General features: G+C 38.7%; 17 protein-coding genes. 9 read left to right on the top strand and 8 right to left on the bottom strand.

The genetic code is table 11. From position 1 onward, the window contains the following. Positions 1-131 precede the first annotated feature (131 nt). Complete coding sequence (gene mutL / locus H9L23_RS18540; RefSeq protein WP_187591745.1) at positions 132-1,970, bottom strand: DNA mismatch repair endonuclease MutL; 1,839 nt, start codon at positions 1,968-1,970, stop codon at positions 132-134. 721 nt (positions 1,971-2,691) lie between these two features. Between mutL and H9L23_RS18535 the strand changes: the two genes are divergently transcribed. The 5 genes from H9L23_RS18535 (at position 2,692) to H9L23_RS18520 (ending at position 8,095) form a co-directional block, all read left to right on the top strand. Continuing rightward, the gene (locus H9L23_RS18535) at positions 2,692-3,255 is read left to right on the top strand and encodes a helix-turn-helix domain-containing protein (RefSeq protein ID WP_187591744.1); all 564 of its coding nucleotides are present in this window, start codon (positions 2,692-2,694) and stop codon (positions 3,253-3,255) included. Positions 3,256-4,063: 808 nt separating this feature from the next. Beyond that, positions 4,064-5,698: an amidohydrolase gene (locus H9L23_RS18530; RefSeq protein ID WP_187591743.1), complete on the top strand. Its 1,635-nt coding sequence runs from the start codon at positions 4,064-4,066 to the stop codon at positions 5,696-5,698. After that, a complete protein-coding gene (locus H9L23_RS26705; RefSeq protein ID WP_246474736.1) occupies positions 5,685-6,245 on the top strand; it encodes a hypothetical protein in 561 nt (186 codons plus the stop codon). Before H9L23_RS18530 ends, H9L23_RS26705 begins: the two co-directional genes overlap by 14 nt. Further along, complete coding sequence (locus tag H9L23_RS18525) at positions 6,242-7,501, top strand: serine hydrolase domain-containing protein (protein WP_246474735.1); 1,260 nt, start codon at positions 6,242-6,244, stop codon at positions 7,499-7,501. Before H9L23_RS26705 ends, H9L23_RS18525 begins: the two co-directional genes overlap by 4 nt. Before the next feature lie 72 nt (positions 7,502-7,573). Then, complete coding sequence (locus tag H9L23_RS18520; protein WP_187591742.1) at positions 7,574-8,095, top strand: hypothetical protein; 522 nt, start codon at positions 7,574-7,576, stop codon at positions 8,093-8,095. A 202-nt stretch (positions 8,096-8,297) separates the two neighbouring features. Here the strand turns inward: H9L23_RS18520 and H9L23_RS18515 are convergent, their stop codons facing one another. From H9L23_RS18515 to H9L23_RS18500, 4 genes are all read right to left on the bottom strand, one after another. Continuing rightward, positions 8,298-8,903 carry a tetratricopeptide repeat protein gene (locus H9L23_RS18515; RefSeq protein ID WP_187591741.1) on the bottom strand — a complete coding sequence of 202 codons (606 nt, stop codon included), beginning with the start codon at positions 8,901-8,903 and terminating at the stop codon, positions 8,298-8,300. Between the two features lie 114 nt (positions 8,904-9,017). Beyond that, positions 9,018-9,416 carry a hypothetical protein gene (locus tag H9L23_RS18510; protein ID WP_187591740.1) on the bottom strand — a complete coding sequence of 133 codons (399 nt, stop codon included), beginning with the start codon at positions 9,414-9,416 and terminating at the stop codon, positions 9,018-9,020. Positions 9,417-9,426: 10 nt separating this feature from the next. Then, complete coding sequence (locus tag H9L23_RS18505) at positions 9,427-10,269, bottom strand: DUF6929 family protein (protein WP_187591739.1); 843 nt, start codon at positions 10,267-10,269, stop codon at positions 9,427-9,429. Positions 10,270-10,367: 98 nt separating this feature from the next. Further along, positions 10,368-11,330, bottom strand: a complete 963-nt coding sequence (locus H9L23_RS18500; protein ID WP_138818453.1) for an isopenicillin N synthase family dioxygenase — start codon at positions 11,328-11,330, stop codon at positions 10,368-10,370. Between the two features lie 274 nt (positions 11,331-11,604). Between H9L23_RS18500 and msrA the strand changes: the two genes are divergently transcribed. Together msrA and H9L23_RS18490 are read left to right on the top strand one after the other, a co-directional pair. Beyond that, a complete protein-coding gene (gene msrA, locus H9L23_RS18495) occupies positions 11,605-12,204 on the top strand; it encodes a peptide-methionine (S)-S-oxide reductase MsrA (RefSeq protein ID WP_138818452.1) in 600 nt (199 codons plus the stop codon). 73 nt (positions 12,205-12,277) lie between these two features. Further along, the gene (locus H9L23_RS18490) at positions 12,278-12,631 is read left to right on the top strand and encodes a VOC family protein (protein WP_187591738.1); all 354 of its coding nucleotides are present in this window, start codon (positions 12,278-12,280) and stop codon (positions 12,629-12,631) included. 97 nt (positions 12,632-12,728) lie between these two features. On the opposite strand, the gene H9L23_RS18485 is transcribed toward H9L23_RS18490, so the two are convergent. After that, complete coding sequence (locus H9L23_RS18485) at positions 12,729-14,030, bottom strand: short-chain dehydrogenase (RefSeq protein ID WP_187591737.1); 1,302 nt, start codon at positions 14,028-14,030, stop codon at positions 12,729-12,731. A gap of 395 nt (positions 14,031-14,425) precedes the next feature. Here H9L23_RS18485 and H9L23_RS18480 point away from each other — a divergent pair, with 395 nt between their 5' ends. Beyond that, positions 14,426-15,943: a malate:quinone oxidoreductase gene (locus H9L23_RS18480; protein ID WP_187591736.1), complete on the top strand. Its 1,518-nt coding sequence runs from the start codon at positions 14,426-14,428 to the stop codon at positions 15,941-15,943. Between the two features lie 1,049 nt (positions 15,944-16,992). Here H9L23_RS18480 and ytxJ read toward each other — a convergent pair. After that, on the bottom strand, positions 16,993-17,325 hold the full coding sequence (ytxJ, locus tag H9L23_RS18475; protein WP_187591735.1) for a bacillithiol system redox-active protein YtxJ: 333 nt from the start codon (positions 17,323-17,325) through the stop codon (positions 16,993-16,995). Between the two features lie 265 nt (positions 17,326-17,590). Next, positions 17,591-18,082, bottom strand: a complete 492-nt coding sequence (gene ribH / locus H9L23_RS18470) for a 6,7-dimethyl-8-ribityllumazine synthase (protein WP_025145257.1) — start codon at positions 18,080-18,082, stop codon at positions 17,591-17,593. 162 nt (positions 18,083-18,244) lie between these two features. Here ribH and H9L23_RS18465 point away from each other — a divergent pair, with 162 nt between their 5' ends. After that, complete coding sequence (locus H9L23_RS18465) at positions 18,245-24,592, top strand: alpha-2-macroglobulin family protein (RefSeq protein ID WP_187591734.1); 6,348 nt, start codon at positions 18,245-18,247, stop codon at positions 24,590-24,592. The last annotated feature ends 600 nt before the right edge of the window (positions 24,593-25,192 follow it).

Below are 25,192 nucleotides of genomic sequence, written 5' to 3'. Positions count from 1 at the left end.
TCCAAACTCTAAACTTGGTTAACTGTTTAAATCGGTTAATCGTCTCCAAACTCCCAGCTCCAAACCTGGGCCTTCTAACCTCCGTATTCGGACTTTCGGACCTCCGACTTTCGACTCAGGACTCCAAACCGCTAACTCTTTTCAAACTTCTTATCCAGTTCCGCTAAAGTAATCGTTTGGATAACCGGTTTTCCGCTCACGCTAAAGTTAGGGGTTTTGCAGGCAAAAAGCTCATCAATCAGCGTATTCATTTCTTCCTGACCAAGGCTTGTGCCTGCTTTAATGGCACTGTTTTTTGCCAAACTTCTGGCTAAGCTGTCGCGTTTGCTCAGTTTTAATTCCTGTTGCGAGTTCTTAAAGCCCTCAATTAATTGTTCAAATAACTGTGTTTCGTTAATGTTGCTGCTCCCTAAATCAACCGGAACACCTTCTACTACCAACGTATTTTTTCCAAATTCACGTACATCAAAGCCCAAACTTTTTATATCATCCAGTAAACTTTTGGCCAATTCGAAATCGTTGGCATTTAGTGTAATGGTTTGTGGAAATAAACTCTGCTGCGATGCACCTTTTCGGTCATCCAGATGTACGAGAAAACGCTCGTAAAGGATCCGCTCGTGTGCCATTTGTTGGTCGATAACCATTAAACCCGACTTGATCTGCGAAACAATATAGCGGTTGTGCAATTGCATGTACTGCTTTTGCTTCGTTTCCAAGACCGTTTCATCCTCATAAATCGAAGTTTGTTCTACAACAGGCTGTTCGGTAATATCGTAAAGCGAACCCCAGTTTTTTGCGCTAGGTTTTGCATCATAATTTCTTGGAGATGAGGCATACCCCGATACCGAGCTTTTATCGCTGACAAAAGGGTTGAAATCAGGATTGAAATTAATGCTCGGTGGCACAATATCTTCAACTGCTTTTTGCGTAATCATATTGCTAAAGCCCGTTTCCTGATCAAAATCTAAGGTTGGCGCAATGTTATAACGGCCGATGGAGCGTTTTACCGCCGATTTCATGATCGCATAAATGGATTTTTCATCCAGGTACTTGATCTCTGTTTTTGTTGGGTGAACGTTTACATCAATTTTTGAAGGATCAATTTCAATAAACAGCACGTAAAGCGGATAACTATCATCAGGTAATAACTCCTCAAAAGCCGAACTTACCGCATGATTTAAATATGGATCTTTAATAAAACGGTTGTTTACAAAAAAGAATTGTTCGCCCCTGGTTTTCTTGGCGAAAGCAGGCTTGCCGATATAGCCTTTAAGATTAATGATGGTAGTTTCCTCTTCAACCGGAACCAAACGTTCGTTGTAGTTGTTGCCAAAAAGGTGTACAATACGCTGTTTTAAATTACCTTTCGGCAGGTTGAAAATCTCCACACCATCGTGGTGCAGACTAAAAAATACACCCGGATGCGCCAGGGCTACCCGTTGAAATTCGTCCAGAATGTGGCGCATTTCTACCGGATTACTTTTCAGGAAATTCCTTCTGGCCGGAGTATTGAAAAATAAATTTTTAATCGAAATCTGCGTTCCTGGCGACGTGGCTACAGGTTCCTGGTTGGTTACCTGTGCTCCTTCGATAGAAATACAGGTGCCAATTTCATCCTCATGCCTGCGCGTTTTCATTTCTACCTGTGCAATTGCTGCGATAGAAGCCATGGCCTCGCCGCGGAAACCCATGGTACGTATGGCAAATAAATCTTCGGCTTTTTTTACTTTAGAAGTGGCATGGCGCTCAAAACACATTCTCGCGTCCGTAACACTCATCCCACAGCCATTATCAATGATCTGAATCAGCGCCTTACCGGCATCTTTTACCACCAGTTGAATTTTATCTGCGCCGGCATCTATCGAATTTTCGAGCAATTCTTTTACCGCAGAAGCAGGTCGTTGTACAACTTCTCCGGCAGCAATCTGATTGGCAACAGCATCAGGCAATAAGTGAATAATATCAGTCATGTATTAAGGCAAAGTGAATTCGCTAAATTATGCAAAATAAGCTTAATGAACCCGATTTGTTTAAAACTCAACACGTAAATGACTGTAGGTAAATAGAATTAATTGCTTCAACTGGTTTTATTTACACGAGTTGTCATCCTGAACGGAGTTAAAGGATATTGCTTGGCAGATTTAGTTAGTATGCTTAGATTTTTTGTTTTCTTTTTTTGAAAAGCAGGGCCTGGTGTCAATCGGTTCCGGTAGTCCTGCTGTACACTGTATCCCGATTGAAAAAATCGGGATGCCGTTCCCATCAGGTTTATTTTACAAAAGCTTTTCATGCTGAACGCAGTTAAGGATCGTTCACATCCAAAATTTAATCAATATTGTCAGAAGTATTAAAACGGGCTCTACGTCTATTTAAAAGTACTTCCGAAGACCAAATTGGTGTTCTGAAGTATTAAAATGTACTTCCGAAGTAGAAAAAGGTAGTTCTGAAGTAGAAAAAGGTAGTTTGGAAGTGCAACATTGGTGTTCGGAAGTATTAAAATATAGTTCGGAGGTAGAAAAAGGTAGTTCGGAGATACAACATTGGTGTTCTGAAGTACAATTGAGTCTATTTCCTGCGGGTCTGCTTAATAAAATGTGTCATTAAATACATCTGGCATATAAATGACGCAAATAAGTCGTCCTTAAATTTAAATATGATGCTTTACATTTGTTTAACTCAACCGTAAAAATTATGAAATTATCAGATAGGGTAAAAAAACTTAGAAATCAGCATGGTTTTAGTCAGGAAGAACTTGCAAAACAAACACAATTAAGTTTACGGACCATTCAGCGTATCGAACAAAATGAAACAGAAGCAAGGGGAGATACCCTGATCAGGCTGGCGCAGGTTTTTGGTTTAAAACCGATAGATTTAACCGGAACAAATGAGAAAGCACAGACTTACCTCATTCCAATTTTAAATTTCTCGGCTTTAAGTTTTCTCATTTATCCCATATTGGGTTTTATCGTGCCCTTAATTTTATGGTATTTTAAACGAAATGAAGATGAAAAGCTAAATGAAACCGGTAAAAAGTTGCTTAATTTTCAGGCTACATGGACGCTGGTGATCTCTTCTTTGTATGCCTTATCCATGTTCATTAAAGTAATGCATGTTGGTGGAGTTTTTAGGATTTACACTTTTCTAATCATCATTTATGGTTTTTACGCCTTAAATTTTGTGCTCATATTACTTAATACCTTTAGGAGCAAGAATTTGAAAGACGTAATTTACAAGCCAGCCATTCCGTTTTTTTAAAAGAATAAAGTTTAAGCGATATATGAAAACACAGGCCATAGCGTAAAAAGAATCTATTCGTGCTTCTGTGTCTCCGTGGCAAAAAAAACTATTACCAACAATGCAATGATTTATCGAAATGCCATAAGAAAGCAAAGCAGTTTTTGGGAACACGGGCCACAGTGTAAAAGAATCTATTCTCCGTGCTTCTGTGTCTCCGTGGCAAAAAAACTATTACCAATAGTGCAATGATTTTATCGAAATGCTAAAAGAAAGCAAAGCAGTCTGTGGGAACACAGGCCACAGCGTAAAAAAAATCTATTCTCCGTGCTTCTGTGTCTCCGTGGCCAAAAAACCATTACTAATAATGCAATGATTTTATCAAAATGCTAAAAGAAAGCATCCAGTCTTTGGGAACACAGGCCACAGTGTAAAAATAATATATTTTCCGTGCTTCTGTGTCTCCGTGGCCAAAAAACTATTACCAACAATAGAATGATTTTATTGAAATGCTAAAAGAAAGTAAAGCAGTTTTTGGGAACACAAGCCACAGCGTTAAAAAAATCTATTCTCCGTGCTTCTGTGTCTCCGTGGCCAAAAAAACTATTACCAATAATACAATGATTTTATCAAAATGCTAAAAGAAAGCATCCAGTCTTTGGTACCACGGGCCGCAGCGTAAAAAGAATATATTCTCCGTGTACATCTGTGGCAAAAAAAAACTAATTGTCGCTAGCCGGAGCGGCAACGCTAAAACCAATGGCACGAATCCTTTCTGTAAAGCTGAATTTACAAAAGCAAATGCTTTCAATTTTCTATCTTTATCGATATGAAATCCATCCTCTACACCCTTTTTCTGGCTTTGCTGTTTACTTCCTGCTCCAAAAAAGAAGCAGTTGATGTAATTGTTTATAACGCCAAAGTATATACTGTTAATAGCAAGTTCGATACAGTTGAAGCTTTTGCGGTAAAGAATGGGAAAATCCTGGCGCTGGGTAAAAGTGACGAGATAAAAGGAAAATATACTTCTAAAGAAGAAATTAATGCAGAGGGCAAAGCCATTTATCCAGGTTTTATAGATGCTCACGCCCATTTTTATGGTTACGGACAAAGCTTGCAAACAGCTGATTTAAGAGAAACAAAATCCTGGGATGAAGTGCTTGCCCGTTTAACTGCTTTTGCCAAAACCCATCCCGATGGCTGGCTGATTGGTAATGGCTGGGACCAAAACGATTGGGCCGATAAAGCTTTTCCCACCAACGAAAAACTGACGGCACTTTTTCCTGATCGCCCGGTATTTCTGAACCGTATTGACGGTCACGCTGCCATTGCCAACCAAAAAGCATTAGATGATGCCGGCATTAAAGGTGAGCAAAAACTGGTAGGGGGAGATATGCTGAGTCAAAATGGAAAACTTACCGGGGTTTTAATCGACAATGCGGTAGCCCTGGTTGAACGTAAAATCCCTTCTCCAGATGCCAAACTCGCCGAAAAAATATTTACAGATGCGCAGAAAAACTGTTTCGCCGCTGGGTTGACCACCATTGACGATTGTGGTTTAAGTTATTTAGCTGTTGATTTTATTGAAAAACTGCAGAAAGAGAAAAAACTTAAAATGAGGCTATATGTCATGCTTTCTGACGAGCCTGATAATTATAAATATCTTTTTAGTCGTGGCCCGATTAAAACCGACCGCTTAAATGTAAGGGCGTTTAAAGTGTATGCCGATGGTGCTTTAGGATCACGTGGTGCCTGCCTGATCCATCCTTACAGCGATATGCCCAATAAAACCGGTTTTCTGCTGAGCGATCAAAAACATTTTGAAGAAGTGGCCAAAAAAATAGCAGCCAACCATTTTCAGATGTGTACCCATGCCATTGGCGATTCGGCCAACCGGGTAATCCTGAATATCTACAACAAAATTTTAAAAGGTAAAAACGATCAGCGCTGGCGTATAGAACACGCACAGGTAGTTAACGCTAAAGATTTTGACCTGTTCGGCAAAGCCAGTATTATCCCTTCCGTTCAGCCTACACATGCAACTTCCGATATGTATTGGGCCGGTCAGCGTTTAGGTGCCGAAAGGTTAAAAAGTGCTTATGCCTACAAACAATTGTTAACACAAAATGGTTGGATTCCTTTAGGCACCGATTTCCCCGTAGAAAACATTAATCCATTATTAACGTTTTATGCAGCAACAGTGAGAGAAGATGCAAAAGGTTTTCCAAAAGGGGGCTTTCAGATGGAAAATGCCTTAACACCCGAAGAGGCCCTGCGCGGAATGACCATTTGGGCCGCCAAAGCCAATTTCGAAGAAGAGGAGAAAGGAAGTTTGGAGAAAGGCAAATTAGCCGATTTCGTTATCCTCGATCACGATATTTTAAAATCAACACCACAGAACATATTAAAAACCAAAGTCTTAAAAACCTATTTGAACGGAGAAAAAGTATATGAAGCGAAATAGATTGTATATCCTGGCTGCGGCGAGTTTTTTTAATGTTTTATGCTTAATGGCCTGCGCGCAGGAGCATACCACAAATGAGAAAAAACTTTCCATTGCCAATGCCATTTTAAACACAACCGTATTATTAAATAACCAGGATGCTATTATTCCGCTAAAATCGCTTGAAAAGAAAAATATCGCTTCTGTTAGCCTGAGTTTTGCCTACAGCAATGTGTTTGACAGTTTGGCGAATAAGTACGATAACATCACTTCGTTTTCTGCCGATTCTTATAAAGACAGTGTAAACCTGAACGATCTGGAAGACGACCTTAAATATTTTAACACCGTTTTAATCAGTATTGACGATCAGAACGTAAGCAAAGCCAAATACATCAATTTTATCAACAGCATCAGTAAGAATAAACAGGTAATCATTTCCTTTTTTGGTAACGGACCGGGTTTAAAATCTTTCGATCAGTTGCAATCGCCGATGATATGGACAGCACAGAACAATGCCGATGCCGCTGCGATTGTTCCACAGTATATTTTTGGGGTATTGCTGCGGTGAATAAGTTAACAGCAGCTTATTCTGCCCGTTATACCATGGGTTCAGGCTTTACAACAACCGCTACCCGCTTAAAATACACCGTACCCGAAGATGCGGGTTTGAACTCCAACAACTTAAAAGAAATTGATGCCATTGCTGCTGAAGCAATCAGTCAGAAAGCCACCCCTGGTTTGGTGGTGCTGGTGGCTAAAGATGGTAAAGTAATCTTTAATAAGGCTTATGGTAACCATACTTACGATACCAATGTGCCTGATAAAGTAACCGATATTTTCGATCTGGCCTCCGTAACCAAAGTAACGGCAACCACACCAGCTGTAATGCGTTTGTTTGAAGAAGGGAAATTAAAACTGGATACCAATATTGGCGCTTATATTCCGAAGGCCCGTACCACCCCGATGAATAATATTCAGGTGCGCGAGGTGATGTTGCACCAGGCGGGTTTTATTCCTTATATCCCTTTTCATGATTATGTGAAAACCGGCGATTATAGCAGGGATTCATCTGCTGCCTTTCCAACCAAAGTGGCCGATAACTATTACATCAAAAAAGGCTTTTTTAAAGATTTTATGTGGCCAAAAATGCTCAATTCGCCTATTAAAACACGGGGTAAATACGTTTACAGCGATATCAGCATGTACGTGATGAAGGATATTGTAGAGCACATCAGTGAAGAACCGCTCAATCAATATACCTACGAAAATTTTTATAAACCATTAGGCATGCAAACTGCAGGTTTCTTGCCGCGGAACCGTTTTAAACCGGAGCAGATTATCCCAACGGAAGATGATAAGTATTTTAGAAAAACCTTGCTTGTAGGTTATGTGCACGATCAGGGCGCAGCTTTAGCAGGTGGAGTTTCAGGTCATGCTGGTTTATTCGCCAGTGCCAACGACCTGGCCATTATTTATCAGATGTTGTTAAACCGCGGTACTTATGGTGGAGTGGAATATTTCAAAAACTCAACGGTTGATATGTTTACTTCAAAACAATCCAATGTTAGCCGCAGGGGTTTGGGTTTCGATCGCTGGGATCCGGACAGTACCAAACATTACCCATCAGAGCTGGCTTCACCACAAACTTATGGCCATACTGGTTATACCGGAACCTGTGTTTGGGTAGATCCGTCACGGGGTTTGGTTTATGTGTTTCTGTCGAACCGGGTTAATCCTACCGTTACCGATAAACTTTCTAACCTGAAAATCAGGGGTAGGATACAGGATGTGGTAAACAAAGCAATCGACGAATCGAAGAAATAGAATGATCTATAATCATTGATCAAGTTTATTTTTATTCGTAATTTCAGTACACAAACCTAAAAACAGAATACTATGAAATTAATTAAAACCTTAACTTTTTTATTGCCTTTTTTGATGGCGGTTTCGGCCTCTTATGCACAGCAGATCAAAGATGGAGAAACCTTAAATGTAAACGGAATTGCCGTAACCTATTCTGTTACCAATAAAGAAAAGTTGACCATAAAAGACCAGGATTTCGATCGCTATAAAGTTTTAGCCTCTATAAAAAACAATACCGGTAAATCTTTTAACATCCGTTTGGCCAATTCATTGGATCTTACCGGGATTTCTAATTCAAAAATTATAGAGTTAGATTGTATCAATGCCACAGGTGCAAGATTAACCTCAAAAAAGGTTCAGGTGAGCATGAAAAGCCATTTAATTAATGTTACCTATCCTACAAAAGATAAAGATGGAAAATCAATCACAGCAATTCTGCCAGTTACCGCCGGGTACTATTTCGATGAAGGACAGGTAATCGAAAACGATGCGATTTTTATTGTGCCCGCTGGAGAAGTGCCACAGGTGACGGTGAGAAGTTTATTGAAAAATTAAATACTCCAAAAGTCCGAGGATGGGAGACCGATGACTAATGCCCAAAGCTTAGGTGTTCTCAGATGGCTTAGGTGGTCAAACAATAAAGTTTAGTTTTAATGTTTGACCATTAAGAAATTAAGAACATTGAGATAAAATTTGGACTTTGATTTAACGACCTGCTTGACCATTAGATGACCTCAAATGGTCCACCTTTATCAATTTAATACTCATCCTCTAATAAGCTAACACAATCGGCAGCATTTTTCTTCAGCCTGTCATCAAGCGAAGCAATAGCGCCATTATCTTTAAGACTACGGTATAAATTTGTGATAATGGTTTTAGTTTCATCGTCCGGATCGCAGGCTTGCGATTTTTCCAGATATGGCAATGCTTTAAGTGCAGCTACTTTATATTGGGCATAAAGTTCTGTCTGTGCCTTTAAATCTTTTGCTTTTCCTGCCTCATTCATTTTTGCTCCAATCACATTACATTTTTTAACGAAAATAAAACCTAAAGCACGGTATGGAACATAATAAGCTGGAGTGATTTTTATAGCTTCTTCATATTGCGGAATTGCCTTTTCTGTTTGCCCTGTTTCTTCATAAAGTCTTCCTAAATGATAACTTACATTGCCTAACTGGGTTTTACTAAGTTCCGGAGTTCTTTTGATCAGCTCTTCAGCCAGCTGAATAACTTTTGGTTTTTCAGTATCGGTCATTCTGATTTGAGAATAATCCCAATATAAATCTTTAATGCTTTTGCTTTGCGCGAAGCTGATTTGTGTAACTGCTAATGCAAATAAGAGTGTTAATAATTGTTTGTACATCGATCGTTGATTTTTTTCGAATATAAATGAAATTAATTTTTTAGGTGGGCTTTGTAAAAATATATATCATAAAGTGCAAACTTAGGTGTGCTCAGGTGGCTTAGGTGGTCCTGATTATTGATCAAGCGTATGCCTCGAATAAACCAGCAGAGCAACCCAGATTAATATATAAGGGATAAGCAGAATAACCATCAGTGGGAAATAAATAAGGGTGAGTATTAAAAATGCGGTGGGAATATAGACAGCACCGATTTTATTAAGCCTGGTAAATACCAGAACAGGGGCAATGTATAAAAGTATATTACTGATGAACACAAAAAAGTCAAATACTGAAAAATGAACAGACGAAATTAAAAAAGAGGTTCTGTTTGCAAAATAATCACGAAGTACACTGTTTACATAAATCCAGCCTTTATCTCCACCATTTAGCGGAATGCCAATATAGGTGGTTGGAATAAGTAATAATGTCAGAAGGAATTGGATAGTCCGTTTGTAATTGAATTTAAAAATCATTACCCGAATTTTAATGCTTTAAAACCAGCTTATATATCGTTGTTTTAAGTTCATCGGTATCGCGGTCCTCACATAAAAGAAATGAAATCGTTTGTTCATTTTGATGAAGCAGCGTGATGCCTTCAAACTTATGCCTGCCTGAAATTTTATTGCTAAAAGTTAGTTTTAGGTTTTGCAGGTTAATGCTGCCAATAAAACTGCCCATAATTTCTCCATCCGCATAAGTAGATTTTGTATCTTCTGCAGTAGCGATGAAAAATATTTCATTTTTAACCAGGGTAGCATCAGTAAAAGATGATTCTACATGATCGATATTGGGAAGTTTAAAACTGTTGAATAAAACCTGACTTGAATTAGCTAGATCTGTACCTTCGATTTTAAATATGCCATTCTTCGAGTCAAGCCCATTGCCGCGATTAAAAAGCAACCACGTTTTGCCGGTAAAGATTGCGCCTTCGAGGTTAAAATTCTGATCATCAATTTTAGCCATTGATTTCAGTTTACCGTAAGCTTCTGTTAAATCTTTCCGAACAACCTGATGTGTTTTTAGGTCGAATTCGATCATCAGGTTTCTTTTAGATGTAGAACCTGAACCTAAGATGTAGAGCTTATCCTCGTACTGACAAAGAATTTCGAAATCAGGTTTTAATGCTTTAGGGATATTTTCCAGTTGTTGCAGATCTTTATCAAATAAGATCTGAATTTTGCGGAGCACTTTGGTTTTGATGTTGTATTCATTCAAATAGCCACTGTTATCGCCAAGGATATAGAGTAAATCTCCATGAATGAATAATCCCGAGGCTGAACCTATACCTTCAATTTCAGCAAAAACTTCTAGTTGTGTAGAATGCATATCTCAAAATAACAAAAAAGCACCGGTTTTAGCCGATGCTTAATTTTTTTTATTTACGGTTGCATGGAGGCTCCAAACTGACAACTCCAAGCTCATAACTACTTTTTCAATCCAATTTCCCGTAGGCGCTCGTCTAAATATTCTCCAGCGGTCATATCGCTATAAGCCTTAGGATGTTCCGCATCAATAGTTGATGGCAAACTGGTTAAATCCATATCGCTGCGTGGGTGCAAGAAAAACGGTACTGAAAAACGTGAAGTTTTCATCAGTTCGCGCGGAGGGTTTACCACACGGTGGGTGGTCGATTTTAATTTATTGTTGGTTAAACGTTGTAACATATCGCCAACATTTACCACGATATCAGTATGATGTGCTTTAATTGGCAACCACTCATTGCTGCGGGTTAATACTTCCAGTCCATCTGCACTCGCACCAATTAATAAGGTAATCAAATTGATGTCTTCATGTGCACCGGCACGTACCGCGTCATCTGGAATTGTTTCCGGATTTTCAATCGGAAAATAGTGGATACCCCTTAAAATCGAATTTCCATTATGAACATGTTTATCGAAATAATTGATCGGCAATTCTAAATAAGTAGCAATGGCACGTAATAAATGCGTTCCGTTTTCTTCCAGTTTTTTATAGATATCGCCCGTCACTTTGTTAAATTCAGGCAGTTCCTCTAAAATTTCATTGTCAGGATATTCATTTTTAACCGGATCTCCATCGGTTACTTCCTGACCAATTTGCCAGAATTCTTTCAAATCCGGGGTTTTAGCACCTTTTGCTGTTTCTTTACCCGCACTGGTATAACCGCGTTGACCAGCTAATTCTGGTTTTTCATATTTTCTTTTGGTTTCAACTGGCAAAGAAAAAGCAGCTTTAATATTTTCATAAAGCTTATCAATTAATTCCTGGCTTAAACCATGGTTGGTAATGGTAACAAAACCCGAATCGTTAAAAGCCCTGCCCAGTTCGTCAGAAAACTTTTTACGCTCTTCTTCAGAACCATTGACGTAGGAACCTAAATCTAAACAAGGAATATACGGTGTAGACATAATTTTAAATTTTAATGTTATACGAATTTAAAAAAGAATTGTTAATAAGTGCATTTGGCTGTTAAAATAGCTGTTTAAAAAATTGTTAATCAATATTTTAAGTTATTAACATTAACACCAAAATCAACAAATTGTTGCGATTGTCATACAAAATCCATTATTGATTTAATGCAAACTACAGCCTGTTTTTTTGCGTATAATTAGATGTAGATAATTCAATTTAACTGTAAGGTTTAGGGATTATTTCCGACTAACAAATAAAACACACACATACATGAGAAAAATAATTTTAATTCTACTGGCTGTATTGGCGTTAAACCAGGCCAATGCACAAGGAAAAAAGACAGAGAAAGCAACTTTCGGAATGGGCTGTTTTTGGTGTACTGAAGCAATATTTCAACGTTTAAAAGGGGTAGTTTCGGTAAAATCGGGCTATGAGGGAGGTACTTTAGCCAATCCAACTTACGAAGAAGTATGCACTGGTGCAACCGGACATGCGGAGGTTTTAGAAATTACCTATAACCCAATGGTGATTTCTTACGATGATTTACTGGAGGTGTTTTGGAAAAGTCACGATCCTACAACCTTAAACCGTCAGGGGGCTGATAGTGGTACACAATACCGTTCGGTGGTTTTTTACCATACACCTGAACAAAAATTGCTTGCTGAAAAATATAAAGCTGAATTGAATAAAACCAATGCTTACGGCAAAAAAGTGGTCACCGCTATTGAAGCTGCCAAACCCTTTTATGTGGCTGAGAATTATCACCAGAACTATTTCAATAAAAATGGAAGCGAGCCTTATTGCAGGTTGGTCATCCAGCCAAAAATAGATAAGCTGGAAAAGATATTTAAAGCGAAACTTAAAAATTAAATATTTATTTTGTTAAGCCCTGCAATAAACGTTGCAGGGCTTTTTCTTGTTTAAACATTTTAATTATCCGGTTATGGTAAAAAGGATTGTACTTAATATAGATGCCCCAAAAATTGCTGATGCAGTGGGTTTTTATAAAGATATCTTAGGTTTAGATTTAATGATGGATCATGGGTGGATTGCCACCTATGGTGCCGCTGATCAAAAAATGGATGTGCAGATCAGTTTTGCCTCCGAAGGCGGATCGGGTACACCAACACCAGATTTATCCATTGAAGTTGACCATGTTGATGAGGTATTGGAAAAGGTAAAAACTGCTGGATTTCCTGTTGAGTACGGTCCTGCCGATGAACCATGGGGTGTCAGGCGTTTTTATACCAGAGATCCCTTTGGGAAATTGGTCAATATTTTAAGCCATATAGATTAATTTTAGGCTTTAGAACCATCAGCTCGGTTAGGGTTGCACACATTTAACGCTATTACCATTTATTTGTGTGCATCCTTTTAATTTGTGGTTAAAAAAATTAATTCCATAATCCTTTAGCTTTTTCGAGTAACTCGCTGCCTTTTTTGCCGATTTCCTTCTTTCCCTTTTCTATCGTTGAGGGTTGGGTATATTCACTCACCGAATTGGAAAGCGTTTTAAATTTATTGATACCTGCAAATACTTCTTTGGTGTAAGGAACACCTTGATCTTTCATTAGTTTTTCCCAATTTACTTTGGCCAATAGGGCGATCATATATTTTGTGGCGATTTTGCCTATAAATGCTTTATCATACACACCCGTTAAGGCTTTATCAGATTTACGGTCTTTTACATAAACCATAGTTTGTTGTAAGGCTTCGCGCTCCGAATTGGAAAATAGCGGACTCTGACTCAATTTCTCGAGTGCAGGGAGCGATTTTTCTGGTTTTTCTTTCTTTAAATTAAGATATGCAGTAATTCCCCAAACCAGTTCATTCTGGATGCCGAGTTTGTTCATATCAGTTAAAAAAGCTTCAAAATCTTCCAGTGATCTTTCCTCATCTATTTTCCGCTCCATCCTCATCCGGTCGAAACCCCTGAAAATATAATTCATGCCGTGGAATGCAAGGTGTGTTTGTTCATCGTTTAAATTTCCCCAGCCGAAAAAAGATTTGGTATAAGGCAAGGGGATTTTCTCATTTTTATCGAGCCACTTAATATTTCTGGAAAGGCCATCTTCTGAAAGATAAAATAGGTTATTACCAAAAAATAAAAAGCCACGGACAAATTCGAGCAGGGTTTTGATTTCGCAGTCATCCAGTAACTCGGGCTGGGTTTTATAACATTCGTATAATGCAAAAGGCTGCCCTAAATCTCTTGTGGTTAATACCGCCATGCTTAAAATGGCATGTTCTATGTTTTGGTAATAGGCTTTATCCGAATCTTTGAAAAAAGGATTTGGCATTTTTGTCCCTGAGTTCATGGTAATGAAGCCCTCGGTTAAGAGCGGAAAAACATCTTCATCAGTTTCTTTTACAAATTGTTTAACCGATCTATATTCCTTATACACCATCAATGCTTCAATTACAGAAATATTTTCCTTGCTATGGCCGTTGATGCTGTTCAAAGTTTTAACTACACTTTGTGCCTGTTTACTGAATTTTTGATATTCAGGCTGGGTTGTATCCTGCACTGCTGTTGATCGCACAGCTATTTTGGCAAACTTATAAAAAGTGATTTTATCGTAATTAATGTTTTCTGCCAGTTTCTTTTTGTCGAGTTCGAGCAGCAGCTGATCGGTTTTCTCTCCGGAACATGCCGTAAAAAATAGTATTGTGCCAAAAAGGATTAGTTTTTTCATGAGGTTGATGGCTTTATAATAGATGGATAAAACTAAGTTTTTCGTCGTGAAAAAAAATAATAAATTAACATTTATCAATCTTTGATTGATTTCTTAAGCCTGATTTTAAACTTTGTTGAAAAACTATTAAAAAATATAGTCGTTTCGATGTATAATGATAAAATTTGATGGCTATAAGGATAGGTTTTTGAAAGATTGATAACACGATCCTAATGTTGTTTTAATGTCTTTTTAAGAATTAGGATTCCTGATTTAAAACTTTGGACTAAACTTTGATAAATGCTTATATAAAAAGGAAATATTTCTAATTTTTAGGCAATTTTTTTAAGATTTAATGGCTTAAAATTCGTGGGATGTTTAAAATCATTCTAAATTTGTAACTCCTTTAAAGTAAGATGACAAAAAAGAAAAAGACAGTTGGTAAAACTGACGCTGATGTAATTTTAATAGGGGCTGGCATCATGAGTGCAACCCTTGGTGTTTTATTAAAACAATTAGAGCCCAACTTAAGTATAGAAATTTACGAACGTTTGGATATTGCGGCAGCAGAAAGTTCTGATGCATGGAATAATGCCGGAACTGGGCACTCTGCATTTTGTGAATTAAACTATACCCCCGAAAAGAAAGACGGTACAGTTGAAATTAAAAAAGCAGTGCAGATTGCAGAGCATTTTGAGGTATCTAAGCAGTTTTGGTCTTATCTGGTCAATAAAGGATTGGTTTCTGACCCTTGCAATTTTATCCGCAATATTCCTCACATGAGTTTTGTTTGGGGGAAAAAGAACGTAGAATATCTTAAAAAACGCTACGACGCATTAACACAGTGCGATTTGTTTAGCGATATGCAATATACTGAGGATGCTGAGCAGGTAAAAAACTGGGCGCCATTGATTATGGATGGCCGTAAGAAAAACGAAAAAGTTGCTGCAACCAAAATGGATCTTGGTACTGATGTTAACTTCGGGACCTTAACCCGTGATATGTTTAACAACTTAAAGGAGCAAAGAAATGTGAACATGTATTTTAACCACGAAATCCGCGACCTGAAAAAGAATAAAGATGGTAACTGGATTATAAAGGTTAAAGATTTGGAGAGTGGTGATAAACGTAAACGTGTAGCTAAATTTGTATTCATCGGCGCAGGTGGAGGTTCTTTGCCATTGTTAGAAAAATCGGACATTCCTGAAGGAAAAGGTTTTGGCGGTTTCCCGGTAAGCGGACAATGGTTAAAATGTACCAATGAGGAGATCATTAAAAAACACCACGCAAAAGTTTACGGAAAAGCTGCGGTTGGTGCGCCACCAATGTCGGTACCGCATTTAGATACGAGGATGATCAACGGGAAACAGGCTTTGTTGTTTGGTCCTTATGCTGGTTTCTCAACCAAATTCCTTAAAAATGGATCGTTTTTGGATTTACCGAAGTCGATTAAATTTAATAATATCCGTCCGATGATTTCTGCCGGATTGCACAACCTCGATTTAACGAAATACTTAATTGAGCAGGTAAGGCAATCGCCAGAAGACAGGTTGGAAGCACTGAAAGAATATTTACCAACTGCCGAACTTAAAGATTGGGAATTGGAATATGCCGGACAGCGTGTTCAGGTAATTAAAAAGGACGAAAAACAGGGTGGTATTTTAGAGTTTGGTACTGAAGTGGTTAGTGCCGCCGATGGTTCTATTGCCGCGTTGTTAGGCGCTTCTCCGGGTGCTTCAACAGCCGTATCGATCATGCTCGATTTATTAAACCGTTGTTTCGCTGAAGATTTGGCAACTGACGAATGGCAGGCCAAAATTAAAGAGATGATCCCAACTTATGGCAAATCACTTGCCCAGGATGCTGAGCTTTGTAAAACAACCAGAGATAAAACTTCAAAGGTTTTGAAAATAGAAAATACGGTGATAGCTTAAGCTATAACAACTATAGATTTTAAAAGGTCCCGATGTAAATCGGGACCTTTTTTATGTTACCTCGGTCTGTGGGGACGCAGACCGAAATCTGATCAATATAATTGTTGTTTCACGAAACGTTCCTACGGAACGACACCAATAATAAAACATTATTTTTGCTACCCATGATGCGTCCCGCTGGGACGGCACACATAACGGTATGTTTGTTATGTATATTGTTATACGTCCCATCGGGACGTTTTATAGGTAATATTACCCATGATGCGTCTCGCTGGGACGGTGCATGTAACGGTATGTTTGTTATGTATATTGTTATACGTCCCATCGGGACGTTTTATAGGTAATATTACCCATGATGCGTCCCGCTGGGACGGCACACATAACGGTATGTTTGTTATGTATATTGTTATACGTCCCATCGGGACGTCTTATAGGTAATATTACCCATGATGCGTCCCGCTGGGACGGCACATAACGGTATGTTTGTTATGTATATTGTTATACGTCCCATCGGGACGTTTATAGGTAATATTACCCATGATGCGTCCCGCTGGGACGGCACACATAACGGTATGTTTGTTATGTATATTGTTATACGTCCCATCGGGACGTCTTATAGGTAATATTACCCATGATGCGTCCCGCTGGGACGGCACATAACGGTATGTTTGTTATGTATATTGTTATACGTCCCATCGGGACGTTTATAGGTAATATTACCCATGATGCGTCCCGCTGGGACGGCACACATAACGGTATGTTTGTTATGTATATTGTTATACGTCCCATCGGGACGTCTCATAGGTAATATAAACTAATAGGCGTTTTTCGTTCCGTAGGAACGTTTGGTGTTATCTCTCCGCAGGCCTTTCGGTAATAAACCTGATGGGAACGGCAGCTCCCGATTTTTTTCAATCGGGACTAGAGTGTACAGCAGGACTACCGCAACCGATAACACACCGTACATTGCTTTTCTAAAAAAAAAACATCAACCACAAAAAAGGGTATCCAATTGCTTGAATACCCTTTGTCTGAAATCTTTTTTATCGTTAAGCTGCAATCACTTCGGCCACTTCATCGGCAGAAATATCGCTGTGCGAGGCTTCCAATACACAATCGCCATTTTTAATTAATAAAATCTGTGGCGATTGATGGGCTACCTGAAATACTTCGGCAATTTTGTTCGAAATGTCGCGGTAACTGATCAGGTCTAAAAAGTAAAGTTTTGTATCTGCCGGAATTACATCCCAATCAAATTCGAAATTCTTTTTAGCCATTAAACTAATGGAGCATCGCGTGCTGTGCTTAAAAATAAGGCTAAAACCGCTTGCGTTTTTGATTTCATCAAGTTGTTCTATTGAAGTTAAGTTAACCCAAGTCATGATATGATAAATATTGTTTTACAGGACAACACTTGCAATTGAATAAAGTTCTGCAAATGACCTGAATATGAAGATTGTAGATATGAAGCTTAATTTCTTCTTCGTTTACCTTCTGGATAAGATCCATAGGCAGGACAAAGTTTAGAAGAACAAGATTCTAAAATGGTAATGGTGCAGAACACCGCCAATAATAAGATGGCTACTTTTTTCATCGATCTGATAAATTTTAAACTTCTAAGTTACAAATAATTATTAAAACGCAAGTTTAAATCTGTGCAGAAAAATCGGCCATTTTAATTGCTGTAATTGCAGCTTCATCGCCTTTATTGCCATGTTTGCCGCCTGCACGGTCTTGCGCCTGCTCTAAATTATTGGTGGTTAGCACCCCAAAAATAACCGGTTTACTGTATTTAATGCCAACATTGGTTACACCTTGTGCCACTGCATCGCAAATAAAATCGAAATGTTTGGTATCGCCCTGTATTACACAGCCTAAGCAGATTACCGCATCAATATCGCTTCTTTTGCTCAACAGAATTTCTGCACCACCGGTTAATTCAAAACTTCCGGGTACCGGTAAAGAAATAATATTTTCTTCGGCAACGCCATTTGCTAACAGGGTTTTTAATGCGCCATTGTATAAAGCACCGGTAATTTCGGCATTCCACTCGGCTACAATAATTCCGAATTTATAGTTTGCACCGCTAGGAACGGTGGTATGAGAGAAATCGGATAGATTTTTTAATTGTGTTGACATGGGGCAAAGATAATGTTATGCCGCGAATGTTAAAAACCTTAATGTTTGCTGGTTGTAACATTTAGTTCATTAATACTTAGATTCGTATAAGAATCAGATAAATATCAATCGCTTATGGAATTTAAGCGTTCGGCCCATCTATAGTAAAAACGCAAGCTACCTATGAATATATCATTACGCCTCCCCGCCTTATTTTTTCTCCTCATTTTGATGTCGTTACATGTTTCTGCACAACAAAAATATACGCTCAACGATTTTTACAGGGTCGATTCTATCGCCAACCTTACTAAACCAAAGGATGCACTTGCTTTGATTGAAAAAATAAATGAGCAGGCACGTCAAACGCATAATACGCCTTTGCTCGTTAAATCGGTGATTTACCGGATGGTGTTTCGGAGTTACCTGGAAGAAAATGCTTTTGATAAGATTTTGATCGATTTGCGTAAAGATATTGGCAATGCCAAACAGCCCGAAAAAAGCATTTTACAGTCGCTTTTAGCCGAAACTTATTGGAATTATCTACAACAAAACCAGTGGCAAATTAATCAGCGTACACAGGTGCAAGGCGATATTGGCGATGACATTAAAACCTGGAACATTAAAAAATTAAATGATGAAACCGTAAAATATTACTTGTTGTCGTTAAAAGAGAGCCAGGTTTTACAGCAGACGAAGGTAGATACTTTAGATGCGGTTTTAGCCGGGGATAAAAAATACAGAAGCTTTAGACCTACTTTATACGACCTGCTGGCCCACCGTGCCCTCGATGTTTTAAGTAATATACAACTAGGCCTTACACAATATGATGATGAATTAATCGACATGAGCAATGCTGATTGGTTTGGTAACAGACAGGCATTTTTAAACATTACCATACCGGCCGATAGCACTTCATTTAAAGCACAGGCTTTGCAGCTGTTTAAAAACCTGATCAGATTTCATCAGGGCAACAGTAATTCTTCAGCACTGGCAGATGTGGATTTAAAAAGATTAAAATTTGTACAACAGCATTTTACAGGCGAAAAACAAGAATTGTACTATAACGCTTTAAGTAAGTTGGCTGAGCAAAGTACCCAAAGCGAAGTTTTTGCCGATATTTTATACGAGCAGGCGCTTATACATAAAAATGCACAATTGCCTGTTGATACCAATAAACAAAACCTGATTACGGCAGTTGTTTTAGCCGAAAAAGCGATTGATGCTTTCCCTAAAAGCATTGGGGCAGAGAATGCCAAAAATTTAATTGAAGAGATTAAAAGCAGTAGTTTATCGGTTAAGGTAAAAGAATTCGCACAGCCCGATCAACCAAGCCAATTATATCTATCCTACAAAAATACAGATACCGTACAGCTGAGATTGTACCATTCGCCAGAATTTAAAAATGACTATGAACAGTTTAACAATAAGGCCGATTTTCTATCTTTTTTAAGAAAAAATAAAACGGTTAGGCAGTGGGTGATAGCTGTTCCGAAGGCCAACGATTATCAAATCCACACTTTAGTTGATAAAATTGACGCATTGCCTTTTGGCAGTTATACTTTAATTGTGCAGACCATTAATCGCACGCAGAACGATACCGTTTATAGTAACATCAATTTTAAGGTTACAGCCATGGCGGTTATTAATAGGAGCAATATTGATAAGCACGAATATTTTGTTAGTCAGCTGAATAATGGTGCGCCCTTAAAAAACGTAACAATCAGACAACGGAGATATGATTACAATACCCGTAAATATATTGATGGTGAATTGTTAACTACCGATGGGAATGGTTATGCCAGTACAACCGAAACCCAGGATGGCATGAGTGCCGCATTACTAAAGCTTGGGAAGGATGAATTACAGATCAACATTAATAATTACAACAGTTATAGGGATGAGGAAGAGGAACGTGTAATTCTATTTACCGACAGACCAATCTACCGCCCGGGACAAACCATTTATTATAAAGGATTGTGTTTGGAAATCCTGAATGGAAAAAATAAAATCGCCGTAAATAAATCGGTTGATATTTCTTTTAACGATGCCAATGGAAAAGAGATTAGCACAACCAAATTAATGAGTAACGATTACGGCACATTTCAAGGTTCGTTTACCATTCCAATGGGCATATTAAATGGTCAGATGGAAATTGAAACCGAATATGGCCGTATTGCTGTGCAGGTTGAAGAATATAAACGGCCTACTTTTGAGGTGCTTTTTGATAAAGCCAACAAACATTATAAACTGAATGATAGCATTAAAGTAGAGGGCAAGGCCAGTTCTTTTTCTGGCTATTCGGTGAGCAACGCGAAGGTAAATTATAAAGTTTTCCGCAGAGTGATGGATGATTACAGGCTCAGCTACGAGCAGCGGAGTGGCATTTATGGCTCAAGGATGTATGCAGAAAGAAAACAGGTAGCCATTGGCAAAACGAGCACCAAAGAAGGTGGTAAATTCGAGATTACTTTTTTTGCAAACGTTACAGATACCAGGGCAAATTATAGCTACGAAATTATAGCTGATATAACCGATTTAAATGGCGAAACCCGTTCGAAAACGACCGCTGTAAATATAGGAAAAAAGGATATAATACTTAATGTAAGCGCAGAGCAGGTTGTGTATTTGAGCAATAAAACAGATAGTATTTCCTTTTCGGTTACCAATTTAAACAACGAAACCATTAAGGCTGATGTTAAAGCGGAGTGGAGTTTATTGCAGGCGCCATCAAGGCTGACAAACAAGAGCCCGTTTTATGCCGAAAATTATGCCATGAGCAAGGAGGCGTTTATTAAAAATTTTCCTGATGATGACTATAACAATGAACTCGAAGTAGCCAAATGGCCGGTAAAATCAGTAGAATTTAAGCAAAACCTTAGTGCCAAAAATGGTCGTGGAAACTTAATTTTTAGTCAGAAAGACCTAAATCCAGGTTACTATAAAATCAGCATAACGGCTGTAAATGGACAGAATGATACGGTTAAAGTAGATAAATACCTGGTTATTTATCATGCAGTACCTGCGGTAATACAATCAAACCTCGAATGGATTACGCCAGAAGTTACTGTGATCAAACCAAACGAAAGTGCTGTATTCCGTTTGGCAGGTTTGGCAGAAAACAGTAAGGCTTATTACGAAGTTTATTATCGCGATAGCATAGCCGAAAAAGTGTGGATCAATTTATCGACGAAACAAAGCATTGTTAAAATACAACCAAAAGTTAATTATGAAGATGGTTTTGCCGTACAGTTTACCATGGTACATCAAGGTACTGTTTACAACTCCATGCAAGAGGTTAAAATTGTAGATCCGCAGAAACAACTGAACATCCGCTTTTTAACCTTTCGCGATAAGTTACAGCCCGGCGAAAAGGAAAGCTGGAAACTGCAGATCAGTAATAACAAGGGAGAAAAACAAATGGCCGAAATGGTGGCAACACTTTACGATGCAAGTTTAGACAACCTTAAGCAAATGAACTGGAATACCAATCTGCAAACCACTTTTAATTATGGTTTCTATAACTGGAATTTCAATGTAAATAATGTTGCTAACCCAGGTTACCTATGGTTTTTAAGAAAGGATAGGAGTTATGGCTTGATTACCCGGGTTTATGAAAACCTTAATCTGTTTGGTTATAACTATTATGGCGGATACAATTATGGCTACCGGAACTACATCAACAATTTACAAAGGGCCAAACGAAAAGGCATATCTCCGGAAGCGTTAAAAAAACTAGCGGAGTTAGAAAATGGTAAATTAATTTATGGGGTGGTGTTTGATGTTCAGGGCGAAATACTGCCTGGCGTACAGGTTAGCGTAGGTAAAATAGTAACCACCACCAATGTTTTTGGTATTTACACCATTAATGCCAAAGTAGGGGAGACGCTTAATTTTTCTTTTATCGGCTTTAAGCGCTATTCTATAAAAATAGGCAATAAAAAAAGAGTTGATGTAACGCTGAAAGAAGATGGTACAGCTTTAAACGAAGTAGTTGTGACGGGCTATGGCGTGCAAAAAAAGGAAAATTTAACAGGAGCAGTAATGCAGGTTAGGGGCGCTGCTTTAAAAGCGAAGACTCCTGGCTTAGCCACAGAAGCGATTTATGGCAGTAGATCTGCCGAGGCGATGATCTTTCCAATAGCAGCTGAAGATAAGTCAACAACGCTACGTCAGGAAATTGAACCGCTTAAGAACTTAAACGTAACCCCCCGCACCAACTTTAACGAACTTGCATTTTTTTATCCGCAGTTGTTAACCGATGCCAAAGGCGAGATCTTAATCGAATTTACCATCCCGCAAAGTTTAACCCGCTATAAAATGATGGGTTTTGCACATACTAAAGATTTAAGAACAGCATCCATCACCAAGGAGCTGGTTACGCAAAAACAACTGGCCATTGCCATTAATGCGCCACGTTTTTTCAGAGAAGGAGATACCATTTTATTAAGCGCTAAACTCAATAACCTGGCAGGTAAAAAACTATCGGGTAATGCCAGTTTAGCACTTACCGATGCTTTAACCGGTAAAGCAATCCAGATTTTTGGTACAAATGATAAATCAGAAAAAACTTTTGAAGTGGATGATGAGGGCAATACTGTTTTAAAATGGACAGTAATAATCCCATCAGGCATTAGTGCCATTACCTATAAAGTTCTGGCCCAAAGTGCCAAATTTAGCGATGGTGAAGAAAATACCATTCCGGTTTTAGCAAATGCCATGCTGGTAACCGAAAGTATGCCCATAAATGTGCGTGGCAACACCACCAAAACATTCGATTTCGAAAAACTCGAAAAATCGGGCAGTTCCAAAACCATGCGTAACCAGGGTTTGACTTTCGAGTTTACCTCCAACCCGGTTTGGTATGCGGTGCAGGCATTACCTTACTTAATGGAATATCCTTACGAGTGTGCCGAGCAAACTTTTAGCCGCTTTTATGCCAATAGTTTTGCAACGGGAATTATTAATTCATCGCCAAAAATTAAAACGGTTTTTGAACAATGGAAAAACACCAATAATGGCGAAGCATTGTTATCGAACCTGGAGAAAAACCAGGAATTGAAATCGATTTTATTAGAAGAAACTCCCTGGGTACGCAATGCAGATAATGAAACTGAACGTAAAAAACGTTTGGCTACACTTTTCGACTTAAACAGAATGACCTATGAGTTAAAAGCTAATTTTGAGAAGTTAGAAAAAATGCAGTTTAATAACGGTGCATTCCCATGGTTTAGTGGCATGCGGGAAGATAGGTACATTACCCAACACATTGTTTTGGGCATGGGTCAGTTAAAAAAGCTGAAAATGGTTGATGAAAAGGCTTATCCTAAATTTAATGCCATGCTCAATAAAGCAATTATTTATCTGGATGCAGCATTGGTACAAGATTATAAAAATGAAGTGAAAGGAAAATATTTTGCTTATTTGCCGCTGCATTACCTGTTTGCCAGAAGTTATACCAATCAAAAAAATACCAGTGCCGATTTTGTGAAGGCGAAAGATTTTTACCTCAAAAAACTGGCATCCAACTGGAAAACTTTCGATACCTATCAGTTGGCGCAAGCAGCATTGGTGCTCAACAGAAACGGCAATAGTGTAGAGGCGAAAAAAATCATTACGCTGTTAAGTCAAACTGCACAACAAAATGACGAACTGGGCATGTACTGGGCTACCAACAAGGCAGGTTGGTGGTGGTACCAAAGTCCCGTTGAAACGCAGGCTTTATTGATTGAAGCTTTTGATGAAGTAGCCAATGATACCAAAGCGGTAGAGGAAATGAAAATCTGGTTGCTCAAAAATAAACAAACCAACGATTGGAAAACCACCAAAGCTACTACAGCTGCCTGTTATGCCTTATTAATGAGAGGAACCGATTTACTAGCCGAAAGTAATGAACCTGAGATCACCATTGGTGGTCAGAAATTGGCGGAATTGGAACAACCCAATGCTACAAAAGAGGCCGGAACCGGTTATCAGAAAGTAAGCATTGCAGGTGCAAATGTAAAACCCGAAATGGGCAGGGTAGAGGTTAAAAACAATAACCAAACCATAGCATGGGGCGCACTATACTGGCAATATTTTGAGCAATTGGATAAAATTACATCAGCTAATACCGGGGTCAAAATAAAGAAACAATTATTTATTCAGAAAGCCAGCAATAAAGGTGATGTGTTAACGCCGCTTACTACCAGCAATGTTTTGGCACCAGGCGATTTATTGAAGGTGCGTATAGAAATTAACTGCGATAGGGATATGGAATATATCCATTTAAAAGATATGCGTTCATCAGGTTTCGAACCCGTAAATGTGATCTCCCAATATAAATATCAGGATGGTTTGGGTTATTATGAAAGTACTAAAGATGCTTCAACCAATTTCTTTATCAGTTACATGCCAAAAGGAACTTATGTGTTCGAATATCCGTTAAGGGTTACGCATGCAGGCAATTTTTCGAACGGGATTACCAGTTTGCAAAGCATGTATGCGCCAGAGTTTACCACGCATTCTGCAGGGATAAGGGTAAGTGTCAAATAAATGGTTTACAAACCTCGTAGGTTTTAAAACATGCGAGGTTTATAATTTACATGTTACTTAGATGCACTTAGAGGTGGTCAATATTTTTTTTTGGAAAAGCAGGGTTCGGCGCACTTGGGTTGTAACAGTCCTGCTATCCGGCCTGGCAGATTTTCGCCGGAAAAAGCACGGAAATCTTTGTGCCTCCTCATCATAACCTACAACCTAAGTCAGGATCAAAGCGGGAACGTTGGGATAAGCAAGGGTAAGAGCCTCGATGTTGCCGCAATTAAGATTTCCGTAGGTTTTTACAAGAAAGGATGCAAGCCTTGGGTTTTTGTTTCTTTTGGGCCAAGCCAAAAGAAAGAGCCCCCTCGGCGGCGGTGAGCCGAGGCAAGACTGCGCGAAGGGCAAGGAAATAGCAAGTGCATTAAGATTCCCGCATGCGCGAGAATGAAGACCGTGTTAGAAATTATCCCTATACATCATGCTATCTGCCCCCTGCTCCGCTTCACTTGGTTAGTGCCTCACCTTCGGGTTTTACGCTATTATCAGGTTTATTTAACCATGGTTCTGCATTTCATATCACTGTTCCATACCCCGCAGATTTCGAAAACCTGC

The organism is Pedobacter roseus (assembly GCF_014395225.1).
Taxonomy (GTDB): domain Bacteria; phylum Bacteroidota; class Bacteroidia; order Sphingobacteriales; family Sphingobacteriaceae; genus Pedobacter; species Pedobacter roseus.
Note: the sequence above shows the minus strand (reverse complement) of the source record. Positions and strands in the feature narration are given on the sequence as shown.